Source organism: Qipengyuania sp. Mu-71 (assembly GCF_036867055.1).
Taxonomy (GTDB): domain Bacteria; phylum Pseudomonadota; class Alphaproteobacteria; order Sphingomonadales; family Sphingomonadaceae; genus Qipengyuania; species Qipengyuania profunda.
The window spans coordinates 247,773-264,172 of sequence record NZ_JBAJHR010000001.1 but is presented as its reverse complement, the minus strand read 5'-3'; the positions used below and the strand labels follow the sequence as shown (position 1 = coordinate 264,172).

15 protein-coding genes and 1 tRNA gene are annotated in these 16,400 nt (G+C 65.0%); 4 read left to right on the top strand and 12 right to left on the bottom strand.

The annotated features are described in order from the left end of the window. Nucleotides 1–57: 57 nt before the first annotated feature. Both V6B15_RS01300 and V6B15_RS01295 read left to right on the top strand, forming a co-directional pair. Nucleotides 58–612: a biliverdin-producing heme oxygenase gene (locus tag V6B15_RS01300; RefSeq protein ID WP_334199747.1), complete on the top strand. Its 555-nt coding sequence runs from the start codon at nt 58–60 to the stop codon at nt 610–612. Then, the gene (locus V6B15_RS01295) at nt 612–3,158 is read left to right on the top strand and encodes an HWE histidine kinase domain-containing protein (protein WP_334199746.1); all 2,547 of its coding nucleotides are present in this window, start codon (nt 612–614) and stop codon (nt 3,156–3,158) included. Before V6B15_RS01300 ends, V6B15_RS01295 begins: the two co-directional genes overlap by 1 nt. A gap of 22 nt (nt 3,159–3,180) precedes the next feature. On the opposite strand, the gene V6B15_RS01290 is transcribed toward V6B15_RS01295, so the two are convergent. The 4 genes from V6B15_RS01290 to V6B15_RS01275 form a co-directional block, all read right to left on the bottom strand. Next, complete coding sequence (locus V6B15_RS01290; protein ID WP_334199745.1) at nt 3,181–3,903, bottom strand: TonB family protein; 723 nt, start codon at nt 3,901–3,903, stop codon at nt 3,181–3,183. Nucleotides 3,904–4,021: 118 nt separating this feature from the next. Beyond that, nucleotides 4,022–6,568, bottom strand: coding sequence for a TonB-dependent receptor (locus V6B15_RS01285; protein ID WP_334199744.1), 2,547 nt, complete (start codon nt 6,566–6,568; stop codon nt 4,022–4,024). 253 nt (nt 6,569–6,821) lie between these two features. After that, nucleotides 6,822–7,763, bottom strand: a complete 942-nt coding sequence (locus V6B15_RS01280; RefSeq protein ID WP_334199743.1) for an isopenicillin N synthase family dioxygenase — start codon at nt 7,761–7,763, stop codon at nt 6,822–6,824. Between the two features lie 14 nt (nt 7,764–7,777). Then, on the bottom strand, nt 7,778–9,124 hold the full coding sequence (locus V6B15_RS01275) for a NupC/NupG family nucleoside CNT transporter (RefSeq protein ID WP_334199742.1): 1,347 nt from the start codon (nt 9,122–9,124) through the stop codon (nt 7,778–7,780). 127 nt (nt 9,125–9,251) lie between these two features. Here V6B15_RS01275 and V6B15_RS01270 point away from each other — a divergent pair, with 127 nt between their 5' ends. Then, entirely contained in the window at nt 9,252–9,935 is a 684-nt protein-coding gene (locus V6B15_RS01270) for a queuosine precursor transporter (RefSeq protein ID WP_334199741.1), read from the top strand. Here the strand turns inward: V6B15_RS01270 and V6B15_RS01265 are convergent. The 7 genes from V6B15_RS01265 to folK form a co-directional block, all read right to left on the bottom strand. Then, nucleotides 9,932–10,447, bottom strand: a complete 516-nt coding sequence (locus V6B15_RS01265) for a DUF421 domain-containing protein (RefSeq protein WP_334199740.1) — start codon at nt 10,445–10,447, stop codon at nt 9,932–9,934. The genes V6B15_RS01270 and V6B15_RS01265 overlap by 4 nt on opposite strands. Nucleotides 10,448–10,491: 44 nt before the next feature. Further along, nucleotides 10,492–11,343: an S-formylglutathione hydrolase gene (gene fghA / locus V6B15_RS01260; protein WP_334199739.1), complete on the bottom strand. Its 852-nt coding sequence runs from the start codon at nt 11,341–11,343 to the stop codon at nt 10,492–10,494. Beyond that, complete coding sequence (locus tag V6B15_RS01255; RefSeq protein ID WP_334199738.1) at nt 11,340–11,996, bottom strand: CoA transferase subunit B; 657 nt, start codon at nt 11,994–11,996, stop codon at nt 11,340–11,342. Before V6B15_RS01255 ends, fghA begins: the two co-directional genes overlap by 4 nt. After that, nucleotides 11,996–12,706, bottom strand: a complete 711-nt coding sequence (locus V6B15_RS01250) for a CoA transferase subunit A (protein ID WP_334199737.1) — start codon at nt 12,704–12,706, stop codon at nt 11,996–11,998. The genes V6B15_RS01255 and V6B15_RS01250 overlap by 1 nt, the downstream gene beginning before the upstream one ends. Continuing rightward, the gene (locus tag V6B15_RS01245) at nt 12,706–13,818 is read right to left on the bottom strand and encodes an S-(hydroxymethyl)glutathione dehydrogenase/class III alcohol dehydrogenase (RefSeq protein WP_334199736.1); all 1,113 of its coding nucleotides are present in this window, start codon (nt 13,816–13,818) and stop codon (nt 12,706–12,708) included. Before V6B15_RS01245 ends, V6B15_RS01250 begins: the two co-directional genes overlap by 1 nt. Before the next feature lie 57 nt (nt 13,819–13,875). Beyond that, nucleotides 13,876–13,951, bottom strand: a tRNA-Lys gene (locus V6B15_RS01240). A gap of 73 nt (nt 13,952–14,024) precedes the next feature. After that, nucleotides 14,025–14,510 (bottom strand): 2-amino-4-hydroxy-6-hydroxymethyldihydropteridine diphosphokinase, encoded by a 486-nt coding sequence (gene folK, locus V6B15_RS01235; RefSeq protein WP_334199735.1) that lies wholly within the window; start codon nt 14,508–14,510, stop codon nt 14,025–14,027. 52 nt (nt 14,511–14,562) lie between these two features. Between folK and V6B15_RS01230 the strand changes: the two genes are divergently transcribed. Continuing rightward, entirely contained in the window at nt 14,563–15,984 is a 1,422-nt protein-coding gene (locus V6B15_RS01230; protein ID WP_334199734.1) for a M20/M25/M40 family metallo-hydrolase, read from the top strand. Here the strand turns inward: V6B15_RS01230 and V6B15_RS01225 are convergent. Then, nucleotides 15,981–16,400, bottom strand: coding sequence for a hypothetical protein (locus V6B15_RS01225; RefSeq protein ID WP_334199733.1), 420 nt, complete (start codon nt 16,398–16,400; stop codon nt 15,981–15,983). The two genes, V6B15_RS01230 and V6B15_RS01225, sit on opposite strands and share 4 nt — an antisense overlap.

Here is a 16,400-nt window from a genome sequence, read left to right as displayed (position 1 = left end):
TGCGGATGCATGGCTGATCCACATGGGGCAAGACGGTAGGGAAGCGAGGCCGAGCGAATGCCGGTAGCAAACGGGGCGTGTCGCTCCACCAGGACTTATCTCAAGACCGGAACCGCGGCGAGCCATGACCGGCTCGATACGCGGCTGGGCGCGCTGGTGACGGGCGATGCGCGCGATTATGCAGCGTTTCTCGACATCCAGTACCGCGCGCGCGTAGGCGTCGAAGACTGGCTGGCCGACAGCGGGACCCCGCCGCCCTGTCAGAGCAATTTGCTGGCGCAGGACATGTCCGCGCTGGGACGCGCGGTCCCCGAGGATGCCCCGGCTTTCGCCCCTCCCGCGCCCAGCGACGCGCTGGGCGTATGCTGGGTGCTGGCGGGATCATCGCTGGGCAATCGCGCAATCCTCGCGCGGCTCAGGAAGAACAAGGTGGACTGGCCGGTCGATTTCCTGTCCGACATGGGCATGACGACCTATTGGCGAAGCCTGCTGCCCGCGCTCGAACGACCGCATTCCATCGCCACGGACGAAGCCGCCTTGCACGCGGCGCAAGCCACCTTTTCCCACTTTAACGCGATCGTGGCCGACAGCCTCGCGCGCGAGGCCGCATAATGAACCCGCAGGACGTCAATCTTTCCAATTGCGATCGCGAACCGATCCACCAACTCGGCCGGATCCAGGGTTTCGGCGCGCTTATCGCGGTCAATTCCGACTGGTTCGTCGCGCATCGTTCGACCAATCTCGAAGCCCTGTTCGGCGCTGGCCGCACGGTCGAGATCGGTGACCGGCTCTCGCGGCTGCTGTCGCCCGGCGCGTTGCAGCAACTGCGCAGTTCGGCCGCGGCGCTGACATTGCCCGACCAGGTCGAGAGGCTGTTTGGTCTCGCGCTGTTCGACACCGACGCGCTGTTCGATTGTGCGTTGCACAGTTCGGGCGGGAACACGGTGATCGAGATCGAACCGCATGCTGCGGGCGATCTCAACCGCCAGCTGAGCATTCTGCGGCCGATCATGACCCGGCTGGAAAAGCATACCGAAGTGCAGGCGCTGGTCGACGAGGCGGCCCGCCAGTTGCGGCTGGCGCTCCAGATCGACCGCGTCATGGTCTATCGCTTCCGCGAGGACCTGTCGGGCGAAGTCATCGCCGAAGCCGCGCGCGACGATCTCGAGAAGTTCCATGGCCTGCGCTATCCGCGTTCGGACATCCCCGACCAGGCGCGCGCGCTCTATGTCCGCAACCGCTTCCGCATCATCGCCGACGTCGAGGCTGAGCCGGTCCCGGTCGAACCCGGCGTGTCCTTCGATGGCGAACCGCTCGACCTCAGCATGAGCACGCTGCGCGCGGTTTCGCCGATACACATCGAATATCTCAAGAACATGGGCGTCGGCGCCTCGCTGTCGATCTCGATCATCATCGGCGGGAAGCTGTGGGGGCTGTTCGCCTGCCATCACTACGGCCCCAAACTGCTCCCCTATTCGCAGCGCACCGCAGCCGAGCTGTTCTCCGAATTCTTCTCGCTGACGCTCGACCGTACGCTGGCCCGCCAAAGCGCCGATCGCCGCGAAATGGGGCGCGAGGTCCACACCCGGCTGATGCGCGATGTCGTCGCTGGTACCCCGCTGTCCGCCAGCCTGCCGATGATCGAACCGGTCATCCAACAGGTCATCCCGCATGACGGGGTGAGCATCTTCGTCGAGGACATTTACGACGCGCGCGGGTCGGCCCCCAATGAGGAGGAATTTCGCGCGATCGTCGCCAATCTCAACGGCACTGCGACGAGCAAGCTGCTCGCCACCGAGGCGATTGCCGAACGCCTGCCGCGCGCTGCCCGGTTTGCCGACCGCGCGACGGGCGCGCTGGTCATCCCGGTCTCACGCACCCCGCGCGATTATCTGATCCTGTGGCGCAAGCCGCTCACCCAGACCGTGACCTGGGCGGGCAATCCCGAAAAGGCGGTCGAGGCCGGTCCCAATGGCGACCGGCTGACCCCGCGCAAGAGCTTCGAGGCCTGGCGCGAAACGGTCGAGGGCCGCGCCGAGAAATGGTCGCGCGCCGAGATCGAGATTGCCGAGAGCCTGCGCGTCACGCTGCTCGAGATCATCCTGCGGCTGACCGACGAGGCGGTGACCGAACGCGCCCGCGCGCAGCAGCAGCAGGAATTGCTCATCGCGGAGCTCAACCACCGCGTGCGCAATATCCTCAACCTCATCCGCGGGCTGATCAACCAGTCCAAGGGCGATGCGCGCGATATCGAGAGTTTCGTCGAAATCGTCGCGGGCCGGGTCGCCTCGCTTGCGTCGGCGCATGACAACATCACCAAGGGCAATTGGTCGCACGCGCCCTTCTCGGAGCTGATCGAAACCGAAGCCAACGCCTATCTTTCAGCGAGCCGGGACCGGCTCGACCTGCGCGGCCCCGAAGCGATGATCGCGCCCGAAGCCTATACGGTGATGGCGCTCGTGATCCACGAAATGATCACCAATTCGGCGAAATATGGCTCGCTGAGCGATCAATCGGGCAAGCTCGAGGTGGAAGTGAGCCGCGATGCCGAGGACAATTTCTGCGCGCAATGGCGCGAAAGCGGCGGGCCCCCGGTCAAGCCGCCCAGCCGCCGCGGGTTCGGCAGCACGATCACCGAACGCTCGATCCCCTACGAACTCGATGGCACTGCCGAGATCAATTACCGCCTGGAAGGTGTCGAGGCCCGGTTCTGCATTCCCGCGCGCTATGTCGAATGGCGTTCGCGCGATGGCGAAAAGAGCGCAGCCGCCAAGCCGAAGAAGGACGCCCGGTTGGAAAACCTGCCCGACAGTGTGCTGCTGGTCGAAGACAGCATGATCATCGCCCTCGATGCGGAAGATTGCCTCAAGGAACTCGGGATCGGGACCGTGCGGATCGAAAGCTCGGTCGCAGCGGCGCTCGACGCATTGACGAAGAGCCAGCCCGAACTGGCCATCCTCGACTACAATCTGGGCAAGGAAAACAGCGAACCGATAGCCGCCAGGCTCAGGGAGATGGGCGTGCCGTTCTGGCTGGCGACCGGCTATGGCGAAATGCAGGACCGGCTGGAAGAACTGGGCGCATCGGGCCTGCTGACCAAGCCTTACGGCAAGGACGAGCTGGTCGAAGTGATCGGCAGCTACGACAAGGACGACTGACCCCGCGGCCCGTGCGGCGCGGCTAGTTGAAGAAGCGCTGCTGGTAGTGGAACGTCGCGGCAACCGGGTTGCCGCTCGCATCGCGCGCCGGTTCGAAGCGCAACTGGTCGAGCGCGAGGCGGCAGACCGCCGCATCGGTTTCGGGGAACGGGCTGGGCCGGTAGATGCTGCAGCGCGTCGCGCGCCCCTGCGGCGACACGGTCAGCCTGACAATGACCGACTGGCCGATCCGCGCCTGCCGTCCGCCGGGCGGCACGGGAAAGGCGCTTGCATCGGTAATCGCGCGCGTCAGCACCGGCTTGGTCGCCGCTCCCCCACCCTGGCCGCCACCGCCTTCGCCGCTGCCCGTACCCTCGCCCGACCCGGACCGGCCGGTGCCCTGCCCCTGATCGGTCGCGCCGGCGGTGTTTGCCGTCCCGGTCGAGGAGGCACGCGGTGCCGGCGGATCCTCGCGCATGCGGCGCTCGGGCTCGGGCGCGGTGACCGCATCGGGCACCGCCTCGCGCCCCGGATCGCCTTGCGCGCCTTCGGGCTCGGGTTCGGTCGGTTCGGGTTCTTCCTCGGGCGTGGATACCGTGACAGTGAACGCCGAGACCACCGAGCGCTCCACCCCGGAGACCGCGGTCGGCGCCAATGCGCGCACCAGCAGATAGAACAGGCCGAGGTGGATCAGCGCGATCAGCGCGATCACCCAGGGATTGAGGCGCTTCTTGGTCTGCGCATAGCGGGTCGCGGGTTCGGCCATCGGGCGATCATGGCAAAGCCGCCCGACCGGGTCCAGCGGCATGGAAAAAGGGCGGCCCTCCCGAAGGAGGACCGCCCCGTAGTCTGCACATGGGGCCGAGCCCCATGCCGGTTATCGCTTAGTAGCCGAAGATCAGCGACAGGCTGGCCGCGCGCGGCGCGCCGATCTGGGCAAAACCGAAGTCGTCGAGCGTGCCACCGAAATAGCCGATGTAGTACTCGTCGAACAGGTTGGTCACGTTCAACTGAAGGGCGACGTCCTTGCCGAACGGGTTCTCCGTGATCGTCCAGCGAACGTCGAGATCCACCAGCGTGTACGACGGCGTCTTCGCATCGAAGGTGAACGGCGTGCCGTCAGGCAGCTCGCCGTCGATCGGCAGGTTGGTGTCGTTCAGGTAACGCGGACCGGTGTGCTTGACCTGCGCACCGAATTCGAGATCGCCAAACGAAACCTGACCGCGGGCACCGAAGGAGTACTTCGAAGAACCCGATTCGGACTTGCCACCCGTCGGGAGGAAGACCGGATTACCGGCTCCATCGACGCCATCCTGCACGTCGTCCTTGATTTCGGAGTCGTTATACGAGCCGAAAACGTAGAGCAGCGAGTTGTAGGTCGGACGCCAGGAGATCGAACCGTCGATCCCGTATTTGTCGACCCGGCCCAGGTTGCGGAACACGTTTTCACCTTCGCCGTCATTGGCTTCGGGGTCGAACGCTACAGCGAGACGGTTCTGGTAACGGGTGTAATAGGCCCCGATCTGTGCTTCGACATTGCCGCTCTGGAAACGCAGGCCGAGGTCGAAACTGTCGGTGGTTTCGGGAACGGGCCGCGCGATATCGGCATCGGCGAAGTACAGCGAGTCGTAGAGCGGGTCCGTGCCCGGCACCGAAAGACCCTTGGCGTAGTTGCCGAACATCGAGACGGTCGGGGTGAATTCGTAGGTCAGACCCACGTTCGGCAGCAGCTTGTCGTAGTTGTAGGTACGCGACTGCGGTGCCGAATGGTCGTCGTTGAACGGCGCATCGACGTAGTTCGAAAGGTCTTGGCCCGCTGCGGGGCAATCCACGAAACCGCCTGCAGAAGTGGTGAAGCAGTTCTGGTTCAGCTCGCGCTTGAAGAACGGTGCACGCAGGCCGAGCACGGTGGTCAGGTCGCCGAACTGGCCGCGATATTCACCAGAGACCTGGTGCAGGATCGCATAGGACAGGCGATCACGCTTGTTGACCTCGTTGCCGTTCACATCGAGCAGCGGGGCGTCGATCGAGAACACGTCAACCGGTTCGCCATTGGCGAGCATCGCGCTGATCTGGCCGGTCTGGCGATGGCGGGCGCGGTCCCAGGTGTAGGCGACGCGAACGCGGTGATCGTCGTTGATGTCGTAGATCAGGTTGGCGACCACGCCGAAACGGTCGGTACGCGTCTGGCTGGGATCGTTGCCCGCGATTTCGTCGTCGAGATCGCCGTCGCCGTTGAGGTCGCGACCGAAGTAGTACCCGCCGTTGAAGGCGCCGGTGTAGGAACCGCCGTTGACCGTGAAGAAGGATTCACGAAGATCGTCGGGGCCGCCGCCATTGGCTTTGACGTACTGGTAGCTCGGATCGAAGGTGAAGGTGAGCGCATCGGTGATGCTGAACCGCGAAGCACCGCGGATATTGCCCGTGTCGGAGGGGTTGTAACGGCGATAGAATGCCGCGCCGCAGCCCTCGCGGTCGTCATAGTCAACCGAATCGCCCGGGCTTCCCGGGCCGCCCGCGACGACGCGCGGATCGACGGTGCAGGGGTACTCGCCACCGTCTTCGTAGATCGAGAAGCGGCGGTCATCGGCACCCGGGGCGAGCAGCGCCTCGAGGCTTTCCGAACCGGCGAAGTTGTTGCGGTTGACGTTCCAGTGACCCGACACGGCAAGGAAGTCGCCGTTCGAACCCAGGTCCTGCCAGATGCGGCCATTGAGCTGGGTCTTGTTGATCCGGCCGTACGGATTGTAGGGCACGCCATAGGTGGTGTAGCTGGCCGAGACGAAAGCCTTGGTCCCGAGGCCGGTGATGTCACCGGTGTCGATCATGCCGAATGCGCGGCTGTAAAGCGTATCGGTGGCACCCGAGGCCAAGACATCGCCGACCGTGATGGTGCCGACGAGACCGAAGTCATCGCCCGGCTCGCGGGTACGGATGTTGATCGTGCCGCCAGTGGCCGAAGCGGTCGGGCTGTCGACGTCGGTCGTGCCGAGGTTGACGCTGACCGATTCGAGGATTTCGGGGTCGACCTGCTGGTTGGTGTAGAGCGCGTAATTGCCAGAATCGTTCAACGGCAGGCCGTCGAGCGTCTGCGACACGCGGTCGGCGCCGAAGCCGCGGATGGTGAAGCCACCACCCGACGAACCCCAGGGATCGTTGTTCTGGAAGCTGACACCCGGAACCAGGTTGACGATGTCGTTGACCGTCTGGCCGGGACGCTGGCGGCGGATGATTTCTTCGCCGAGGACCTGCTTGGCCTTGGTGGTGTTGGGGTTTTCGATACCGCCAACGCCGGTTTCGCGTGCGCCGGAAACGATAATGACCGTGTCGTCGAAATCGACCGAACCGGTCGACTGTGCGGCGGCCGGGGCGGCGACCATTGCACTGGCGGTGCTGACCACCGATGCGGCCAGGAGATATTTGAACTTCATCGAGAGGATCCCTTCGTCTCGTTAAAAGTAGGCTGGTACGTCAAAGCCAGCTCCCTTTGCGGGGAGGACGTTGCGCCAAAGCGATCTTTTTATGACATGATCAAGACATGTATTGCACCTGCGAGACGTTTCGCTGCAGCGCAATAAAATTTGCTTGAATTTCCGCGACTTAGTCTAGTTGCAAAAAGGCAACAAATCCGATTCTTTCCGGAACCGATGCATAAATACAACGCCCGCCGGATACGGCAGGGCCTCAGGCCAGATTGATCTCGCGCAGGCGCTGGAGCAGGAATTCGTGACTCGAAATCGGCTCGGGCCGCTTTTCAGGATGCGCCGGGTCGATGCACGAGGGCAGCGTCTCGATCACGTAGTCCGGGCGGAAGTGCAGGAAGAACGGCATCGAGTAGCGCGCGCGATAGGCCGCTTCCCCGCGCGGATTGACCACCCGGTGCGTGGTCGAGCGCAGCTTGCCGTTGGTCAGCCGGTCGAGCATGTCGCCGACATTGACCACCAGCGCCCCCTCGGGCGGCGCAACCGCTTTCCATTCACCCTGCGCGGTCAGCAGTTCGAGCCCCGCCTCCTCCGCGCCGAGCAACAGCGTGATCGTGTTGATGTCGCCATGCGCGGCAGCGCGAATCGCGCCTTCGGCTTCCGCGCCCTCGAGCGGCGGGTAGCGCAGCAGGCGCATCACCGAATTGCCGTCCTCGACCGTGGGCGCGAAGAAGCCGCGGTCGAGCCCGAGATGCAGCGCGATGCCTTCGAGCACGCGGCCACCGGCGGTTTCGAAGGCGGCGTAGAGTTCGGAGAAGGTCTCGCGAAAGCCCTCGACCTCGGACGGCCAGACATTGTCGGCCATGAACTCGGCCAGCGGATGGCCTGCGGGCAGCTCGCGCCCGACGTGCCAGAATTCCTTGAGGTCGTGGACCTTGGCGTCCTTGGCCTTCTCGGTCCCGAAGGGCGTATAGCCGCGCGCGCCGCCGCCGCCGGGGATGTGATAGGCGCGCTTGACCGCGTCGGGGAGCGCGAAGAACTGCTTCGCCAGCGCTTCGGCGCGGTCGATCAACTCCTGCGGGATGCCGTGGTCGCGGACGACGGCGAACCCGTATTCCTCGAAGCTGCGGCCCAGTTCGGCGGCGATGGAGTCGAGCGGCTGTGCCAGCGACACGACCGCGATATCGGTGTTCGAATCGGTCATAATGGATGCGCCCTTTAATACGGCAGGAAGAGTCCCGCCAGCGCCGCGCTCATCAGATTGGCGAGGCTGCCCGCCGCCAGCGCGCGCAGGCCGAGCTTGGCGATCACCGGGCGCTGGTTCGGCGCGAGCCCACCGGTCACCGCCATCTGGATCGCGATCGAGCTGAAATTGGCAAAGCCGCACAGCGCGAAGGTCACGATCGCGCGGCTGCGGTCGGTCAGCGCGCTGGCATCCATTGCGCCCAGTTCGATAAAGGCGACGAATTCATTGAGGACGATCTTGGTACCGAACAATCCGCCCGCGGCACCGGCCTGCTCCCACGGGATACCGATCAGATACATTACCGGCGCGAACACTAGTCCGAGCAATTGCTGGAAACTGACATCGGGATAGCCGAACCAGCCGCCGATACCGCCAAGGATGCCGTTGGCGAGCGCGACCAGCGCGACAAAGACCATCACCATCGCGCCGACCGCCACGGCCAGCTTCACACCGGTCTGCGTACCCTGCGCGGCGGCTTCGATGATATTGGCGGGCCGGTGGCCTTCCTCGAAGGTCTCGGCGACTTCGACTTCATGCGCCTTGCCGCCTTCGGTCAGCGCGGCGGGGCCTTCGGCGCTGATGCGCGTTTTGGGCAGGACGATCTCGCCCTCGGGGTCGACGCCCGACATCTGCGCGGCATCGCGGGCCAGATCGCTCTCGTCGTCGGGCATGATGATCTTGGCCATCAGGATGCCGCCGGGCGCGGACATGAAGGCGGCAGCGAGCAGGAAGGGCACCGCTTCGGCGCCGATGAAGCTGGCGTAGGCGGCAAGGATGGTCCCCGCCACGCCCGCCATGCCCACGCTCATCAGCGTGAACAGCCGGCTGGGCGTAAGCGCGGCGAGATAGGGGCGCACCACCAGCGGGCTTTCCGACTGGCCAACGAAAATGTTCGCCGCGCTGCCCAGCGCCTCGACCTTGCTGATCCCGGTGATCCAGCCGATCGCCCCGCCGACCCAGCGCACCAGCCGCTGCATGATGCCCCAGTGGTACAGGATCGAGACGATCGCGGCGAAGAACACGATCACCGGCAGCGCCGCGATCACGAAGGTATTGGTGAAGGGATTGGCCCCCATCGGCCCGAACACCGCCTCGATTCCGACCTTGGAATAATCGAGCAGCGCGATCACGCCGTTGGACAGCGACTGGATCAGTTGCACGCCAAACGGGGTCCGCAGCACCAGCAGCGCCATCAGCGCCTGCAGCGCAAAGGCGGCCCCGACCACGCGCAGGCTGATACGGCGCTTGCCCGTCGACAGCAGGAAGGCGAGCAGCAGGATCGCCACGATACCGACGAGATTGATCAGGATGGGCGACATCGGGTTCCCTTCGGGGAGGACTAATTGCGGATGAAATCGGTCGCTGTCTTGCGCGCGCTGCCGCAATAGTCAATTTTCGGGACCCGCAGACGGCCTCGCCGTCCACCAAACTTGTCGAGGCCGTGTGATGACCGAACCCGCCAACGAGACCCGTCTCGCCGCTGCTGCCATGCCGCTGGGGCAGTTCGTCTACACGCTGCTCTATGGCGGGATGACGGTGCTGGCGGGCGTGCTCGCGTTCAAGCAGGTGCAGCTGTGGCCGACCGACCTGGCGGTGGAATCGGGCATTTTCGCCTTCCTCCTGCTGGTCGTCATCTCGAGCACGATGGCGCAACTCTATGGCGAAAAGCTGGCCAACCGAATCGTGTGGTGGGGGTTCATCCCGCTGCTGGTGGCCTCGCTGCTCATGCAGCTGGTGCTCTCGCTCCCCGCCTCGACCGAGATGTCGCAGTTCCGCGGGGATGACCTCGCCGCGTTCGAGCGCGTCCATGCCACGCTGTGGCGGGTGTGGCTGGCGGGACCAGCCGCCTACATCGTTTCGCTGCTGCTCAATGTGTGGATATTCTCGCGCCTGCGCGGTTCGTCCGAGGGTGCATCGACGCTGTCGCTGATGGCGCGCGGGGCGATCGCCTCGGCGCTGAGCCAGGCGATCGATTCGGTGATCTTCATCACGCTCGCCTTCTATGGCCAGTTCGAGATTACCAACCTGCTGATCGGGCAGATCATCGCCAAGGTCGTGCTGAGCCTGGTGCTGGTGCCGTTCCTGATCACCGGCGGAGTCGCCTTCGCCCGCTGGCTCGACCGCCGCTAGACGCGCTTTACGTTCTCGACGATCGTCTCCTCGAGATGGTCGCCGTGCAGCACCGACACATCGCCGGTGGTCTCGAGCACCACGGCCCGGACCTGCCCCAGATCGAGCACATTGGCTTCGCGCAGCTTGGCGACCAGATCGCTCTTGGCGACGCGCGTGTACGTCAGCGCATCGTCGCAGAATTCACCGTTGCGCATCAGGAAGACCGGATCGTTCTGCATCAGGTCCTCGACATGGTCGGAGGTCTTCCGCAGCCGCGCGGAGGTCGCCTGGACGAGGAACAGGCCCGCCATTGCAACCATGGCCTGGGCGAAGGCTTTCCAGTCGCTCGCCTGCGCTGCACCCGCGATGAGACTGCCGAGCGCGATCGTCATCACGAAGTCGAAATTGGTCATCTTGGACAGCGAGCGCAGCCCGTTGAGGCGGATCAGCACGACCACCCAGATGATGGCGGCAATGGCCAGCAATACGCCGCGGGCGATGGTATCCGGCCAGGGAGTGTCGAGTATCATGCTGCCCCAACGCATGGCGGGCGCGAATCTATCCCGCCCAGCGTTCAGCCCTGCAAATGCCGCGCGTGCCAGCCGACATGCTCGGCCATGAAGGTCGAGATGAAGTAATAGGAATGATCGTAGCCGGGCTGCATGCGGATGTCCGCCGGCATGCCTGCGGATTTGCAGGCATCGACCAGCAGATCGGTCTTGAGCTGTTCCTCGAGGAAGTTGTCCGCCGTGCCCTGGTCGACCAGCAGGTTCGCATGGCGCGCACCGCCTTCGATCAGCGCGCAGGCATCGTATTCGCGCCAGTCGCTGCGGTCGTCGCCCAGATAGCCGCCCAGCGCCTTGTCGCCCCATGGGCAGTTCAGCGGGCTGACGATCGGCGAGAAGGCGCTGATCGAACGGAAGCGGTCGGGATTTCGCAGGCCGATGGTCAGCGCGCCGTGGCCGCCCATCGAATGGCCGCTGATCGCCTGCCGCTGCATGTCGGCGGGGAAATGCTCGGCCAGCAGCGCGGGCAGTTCCTGTTCGATATAGCTTCGCATCTGGAAATGCTGCGCCCAGGGCGCCTGCGTCGCATCGACATAGAAGCCCGCGCCCTGCCCGAAATCATAGGCCTCGTCATCGGGTACGTCCTCGCCGCGGGGCGAGGTGTCGGGCGCGACGAAGATGACACCGTGCTCGGCGCAGGCGGCGCGAAATTCGCCCTTCTCGGTGACATTGGCGTGGGTGCAGGTCAGCCCCGACAGGAACCACAGCACGGGCAGTTTCGCGCCGTCTTCATGCGGCGGGACGAAGACCGAGAAGGTCATCTGCGTGCCGGTGCTGGCCGATGCATGGCGGTAGACGCCCTGCACGCCGCTATGGCTGCAATTTTCCGATACCGTCTCGAGCGTGCCCGCCGTGGTCATAGCGCGACCTCGTATTTCGCGGTCGTCTTCGCGGCGATTTCCTCCGCCGTCACGCCCGGCGCCAGTTCGACCAGCCGGAAGGGGCTGTCATGGTCGGGCCGCTGGAACACCGCCAGATTTGTGACGATCATGTCGACCACGTTCTGCCCGGTCAGCGGCAGCGTGCATTCGGGAATGAACTTGGGGCTGCCGTCCTTGGCCGTATGGTCCATCACCACGATGATTTGCTTGACGCCCGCAACGAGGTCCATCGCGCCGCCCATGCCCTTGATCATCTTGCCCGGGATCATCCAGTTGGCGATGTCGCCGTTCTGGGCCACTTCCATCGCGCCCAGAACGGTCAGGTCGATATGCCCGCCGCGGATCATGGCGAAGCTGGCCGCGCTGTCGAAATAGGCGCTGTGCGGCAGTTCGCTGATGGTCTGCTTGCCCGCATTGATCAGGTCGGCATCGACCTCGTCGGGGTAAGGGAACGGCCCGATGCCAAGCATGCCGTTCTCGCTCTGCAGCGTGACATGCATGCCTTGCGGAATGTGGTTGGCGACCAGCGTCGGGATGCCGATGCCGAGATTGACGTAATAGCCGTCGCGCAGTTCCTGCGCGGCGCGGGCCGCCATCTGGTTGCGGTCCCAGCCTGCTGCTTCCTGGGGCATCAGGCGCTCTCCCTTTCGCGCGTGGTCTCGAATTCGATCTTCTTGTCGTAGGGCGCGCCCACGATCATCCGCTGGACGTAGACGCCCGGCAGGTGGATGCAGTCGGGGTCGAGGCTGCCGGTGGGCACGATCTCTTCGACCTCGACCACGCAGACCTTGCCGCAGGTTGCCGCGGGCTGGTTGAAATTGCGCGCGGTCTTGCGGAACACGAGGTTGCCGGTTTCATCCGCCTTCCATGCCTTGACGATGGCGAGGTCGGCGAAGATGCCGCGTTCGAGGATATAGTCCTCCCCGTTGAAGCTCTTGGCTTCCTTGCCTTCGGCGACCTGCGTGCCGACGCCGGTCTTGGTGTAGAAGCCGGGAATGCCCGCGCCGCCGGCGCGCATGCGTTCGGCGAGCGTGCCCTGCGGGCAGAACTCGACTTCGAGCTCGCCCGAAAGAAACTGGCGTTCGAATTCCTTGTTCTCGCCGACATAGGAGGAGATCATCTTTTTCACCTGCTGGGTGCGCAGCAGCATGCCGATGCCTTCATTGTCGATGCCCGCATTGTTGCTGGCGAAGGTCAGCCCCTTCACGCCGCTGTCGCGGATCGCGGTCAGCAGGCGTTCGGGAATGCCGCACAGGCCGAAGCCGCCGCTGGCGATGAGCATGTCATCGCGCAGCACGCCGTCGAGCGCTGCCGCGGCATCGGAATAAATCTTGCCGCCCATCAGAAGACCACCACGCTGCGAATGCTTTCGCCGGCATGCATCAGGTCGAAGCCCTTGTTGATTTCCTCGAGCGACAGGACATGGGTGATCATCGGGTCGATCTCGATCTTGCCGTCCATGTACCAGTCGACGATCTTGGGCACATCGGTGCGCCCGCGCGCGCCGCCGAACGCGGTGCCGCGCCAGTTGCGCCCGGTCACCAGCTGGAACGGGCGAGTGGCGATTTCCTTGCCCGCTTCGGCCACGCCGATCACGATGCTGGTGCCCCAGCCGCGATGACAGGCCTCGAGCGCGGTCCGCATGACTTCGGTATTGCCGGTGCAGTCGAAGGTGTAATCGGCGCCGCCATCGGTCATTTCGACCACCTTGGCGACGACCTCGTCGCGGCTCATGCCCTTGGTGTTGAGGAAGTGGGTCATGCCGAACTTGCGGCCCCATTCCTCGCGGTCGGAATTGATGTCGATCCCGATGATCATGCCTGCGCCCGACAGCCGCGCGCCCTGGATCACGTTGAGGCCGATCCCGCCGAGGCCGAACACCACGACATTGTCGCCCACCTGCACCTTGGCGGTGTTGGTCACTGCGCCCACGCCGGTGGTGACGCCGCAGCCGATATAGCAGCTGGACTTGAACGGCGCGTCTTCGCGGATCTTGGCGACCGCGATTTCGGGCAGCACGGTGAAGTTCGAAAAGGTCGAGCAGCCCATGTAATGGAAGATCGGCTCGCCCTTGTAGGAGAAGCGCGTGGTCCCGTCGGGCATCAGCCCCTTGCCCTGCGTCGCGCGGATCGCGGTGCACAGATTGGTCTTGCCGCTGAGGCACGATTTACACTGGCGGCATTCGGGCGTGTAGAGGGGGATCACATGATCGCCGGGCGATACGCTGGTGACGCCCGCGCCGACTTCGCGCACGATGCCCGCGCCTTCATGGCCGAGCACGCTGGGAAAAAGCCCTTCGGAATCGAGCCCGTCGAGCGTGTAGGCATCGGTGTGGCAGATGCCGGTGGCCATGATCTCGACCAGCACCTCGCCTGCCTTGGGCCCTTCCAGGTCGAGCTCGACGATTTCGAGCGGTTGCTTGGGAGCGAAGGCGACTGCAGCGCGGGTTTTCATGGATGATGGCTCCGGACTAGAGGTGCCGGCGCACCGGCCTCGGGGCGAAATACAATGTGGTGAGCCGTGCTGGGTTCGAACCAGCGACCTACTGATTAAAAGTCAGTTGCTCTACCGACTGAGCTAACGGCCCGACCACGGCGTGCCACCTAGGGGCGCTGTCGCGGGTGGTCAAGCCGGTGATGCGGCCGATACCGCGCCTGCGCTCAGGAAAGCCGCGCGGCCAGCTGGCGCACCGTCAGATGCGTCACCGGATCGTGCCAGTGCGGCGCGATCTCGGCGGCAGGGTGCAGGACGAAGGCGCGCTGCCGGAACAGGGGGTGCGGGATCGCCAGCTCGCCGGTATGCCAGGCCCCGCCGCTCCACAGCACGATATCGAGATCGAGCGTGCGCGAGCGCCAGCGCTGCCCGCGCCGGTTGCGACCGAAGGCGTGCTCGATATCCTGCAAATTCTCAAGCGCGTCGGGCGGGGCGAGATCGCCCGTGATGATCGCCGCGCCATTGGCATAGCGCCGCAGCGACGGACCTACCGGGGCGCTGTCGATCACGCGCGCGACCGCCTCGACCTCCCAACCGCTTTCGGCCAGCGCCGCCACTGCCGCCGCCAGCACCGCGCGCGGCGCGCCCACGCCGGGCACCCGGCAGTTCGAGCCGAGCGCGACCAGATAATGATGCTCGCTTGCCTCGCCCATGTACCCGCCCTAGCGTCCCCGCCGACAAGAGCCAATCGGGAGCGGCAGGTAGATGACAATCAAGGCAATCGTGGCGGCTGGGGCGCTGGCCATGGCAGGGCAGGCAGCGGCGGACGATCATGCGCCGCGCGACCTGACTGCGCACGAACAGCGCGTATACGACATCTACCGCGATATCATCGCCTTCCGCACGGCGGCAGGTCACGGGCAGATGGACGAGATGGTCGCCTATCTTGCCGGCCGACTGACGGCAGCCGGCTTTGCCGAAGGGGATGTGCTGGTCACCGATTACGACAGCGAAGGCGATCCGACGCAGGGGCTGGTCGTGCGCTATCGCGGTGACGGTTCTGCGAATGCCAAGCCGATCGTCATGCTCGCGCATATGGACGTGGTTGACGCCCTGCCCGAAGATTGGGAGCGCGATCCCTTCACGCTGGTCGAGGACGAAGGCTATTTCTTCGGCCGCGGGACGCAGGACAACAAATATGGCGTCGCCAATCTCACCGGCACCTTCATCCGGCTGAAGGAAGAGGGTTGGACGCCCAGCCGCGATCTCTATCTCGTGTTTTCGGGTGACGAGGAAACCGGCATGGTCTCCACCCGCGCGCAGGCCCGCTGGGTCGCCGACAATGTCGACCCTGCCTATATCCTCAATTCCGACGCCGGCGGAATCGGCCTGGCGGACGATTTCTCGCCGCTCGCGCAGCAGGTGCAGCTGGCCGAGAAGACCTATGTCACCTTCGATATCACTGCGACCAATCCCGGCGGCCATTCCTCGCGCCCGCGCAGCGACAATGCGATCTATGAGCTCGCGGGCGCGCTGACGCGAATTGCGCAGCACCAGTTCCCCGTGCGCGAAAGCGAGCTGACGCGCAGCTATTTCGGCGCGCTGGGGCAGAGCATTCCGGGCGAGCTTGGCGCTGCCATGCGGGCCTTCGCTGCCGATCCCGCCGATGACGAGGCAATCGCGCTGATCAGCGCCGATCCGGGCTATGTCGGCACGCTGCGCACGACCTGCGTGGCGACCATGCTTGACGCCGGCCATGCCGAGAACGCGCTGCCGCAATCGGCCAGCGCCGCAGTCAATTGCCGGGTCTTCCCGGGCGAAGGCGTGGAATCGGTCAAGGCCGCGCTGGAAACGGCGATCGACAATGAAGCGATCACCGTGACGCAGCGCGCCGAAGCGACCGAAAGCCCGATGAGCGCGTTTCCCGACGAGGTCCGCGATGCGCTGGCCAAATCGCTCACCGCGCGGTTCGGGCAGGCGATCCCGATGATCCCGACCATGTCTTCGGGTGGGACCGACGGCATGCATTACCGCGCGCTGGGGTACGACACGGTCGCCATCGGCGCAGGCGCGAGCCGGCCGCAGGACATCTATGCGCATGGCCTCAATGAGCGGATGCGGGTCGATGCCTTTTATGCCGGGCTCGACCACTGGAGCATCGTGCTGAAGGAACTGGCGGGCGGCTAGAACAGCTCGTTGGCGGCAGGCCGCGCGGTGAAGCTGCCGAGCGTCAGCTGGCGCTGGTGCCCGAGCAGTCCGCTGCTCGCGATCTCGAACGGGACCAGCACATCGGCGGCATAATTGGCCGCGCGCAGGCGGACCTCGATCGTCGCGGCTTCGGTGCGGTGACGAACGATGGCGGCGGCGCGGATCGTCCCGTCGGCAGCGCGCGGACGGATCACATCGGCGAGCCGGTCGAGCACCCCCTGCGCGCCTTCGATGGCACCCGTCTCGAGCACGGCGACATTCTGGATCGCGCCATTGGCGCGCAGTTCGAACACCAGCGGGAAGAACGTCCCGTCCTTTTCGATCCGGGCGATCGCGGCTTCGAGCGCGGCGGTGAACAGCGCATCGAGCCGTGCCTGGTCGATGCCCTCGGCCAA

Excerpts from the sequence above, each read along its gene's own strand:
- V6B15_RS01280 (WP_334199743.1), bottom strand. The coding sequence starts at position 7,763 with ATGACCGATTCGAACACCGATATCGCGGTCGTGTCGCTGGCACAGCCG.
- V6B15_RS01245 (WP_334199736.1), bottom strand. The coding sequence starts at position 13,818 with ATGAAAACCCGCGCTGCAGTCGCCTTCGCTCCCAAGCAACCGCTCGAA.
- V6B15_RS01290 (WP_334199745.1), bottom strand. The coding sequence starts at position 3,903 with ATGGCCGAACCCGCGACCCGCTATGCGCAGACCAAGAAGCGCCTCAAT.
- V6B15_RS01275 (WP_334199742.1), bottom strand. The coding sequence starts at position 9,124 with ATGTCGCCCATCCTGATCAATCTCGTCGGTATCGTGGCGATCCTGCTG.
- V6B15_RS01300 (WP_334199747.1), top strand. The coding sequence starts at position 58 with ATGCCGGTAGCAAACGGGGCGTGTCGCTCCACCAGGACTTATCTCAAG.
- V6B15_RS01270 (WP_334199741.1), top strand. The coding sequence starts at position 9,252 with ATGACCGAACCCGCCAACGAGACCCGTCTCGCCGCTGCTGCCATGCCG.
- V6B15_RS01265 (WP_334199740.1), bottom strand. The coding sequence starts at position 10,447 with ATGATACTCGACACTCCCTGGCCGGATACCATCGCCCGCGGCGTATTG.
- V6B15_RS01295 (WP_334199746.1), top strand. The coding sequence starts at position 612 with ATGAACCCGCAGGACGTCAATCTTTCCAATTGCGATCGCGAACCGATC.
- folK (WP_334199735.1), bottom strand. The coding sequence starts at position 14,510 with ATGGGCGAGGCAAGCGAGCATCATTATCTGGTCGCGCTCGGCTCGAAC.
- V6B15_RS01255 (WP_334199738.1), bottom strand. The coding sequence starts at position 11,996 with ATGCCCCAGGAAGCAGCAGGCTGGGACCGCAACCAGATGGCGGCCCGC.
- V6B15_RS01285 (WP_334199744.1), bottom strand. The coding sequence starts at position 6,568 with ATGAAGTTCAAATATCTCCTGGCCGCATCGGTGGTCAGCACCGCCAGT.
- fghA (WP_334199739.1), bottom strand. The coding sequence starts at position 11,343 with ATGACCACGGCGGGCACGCTCGAGACGGTATCGGAAAATTGCAGCCAT.
- V6B15_RS01230 (WP_334199734.1), top strand. The coding sequence starts at position 14,563 with ATGACAATCAAGGCAATCGTGGCGGCTGGGGCGCTGGCCATGGCAGGG.
- V6B15_RS01250 (WP_334199737.1), bottom strand. The coding sequence starts at position 12,706 with ATGGGCGGCAAGATTTATTCCGATGCCGCGGCAGCGCTCGACGGCGTG.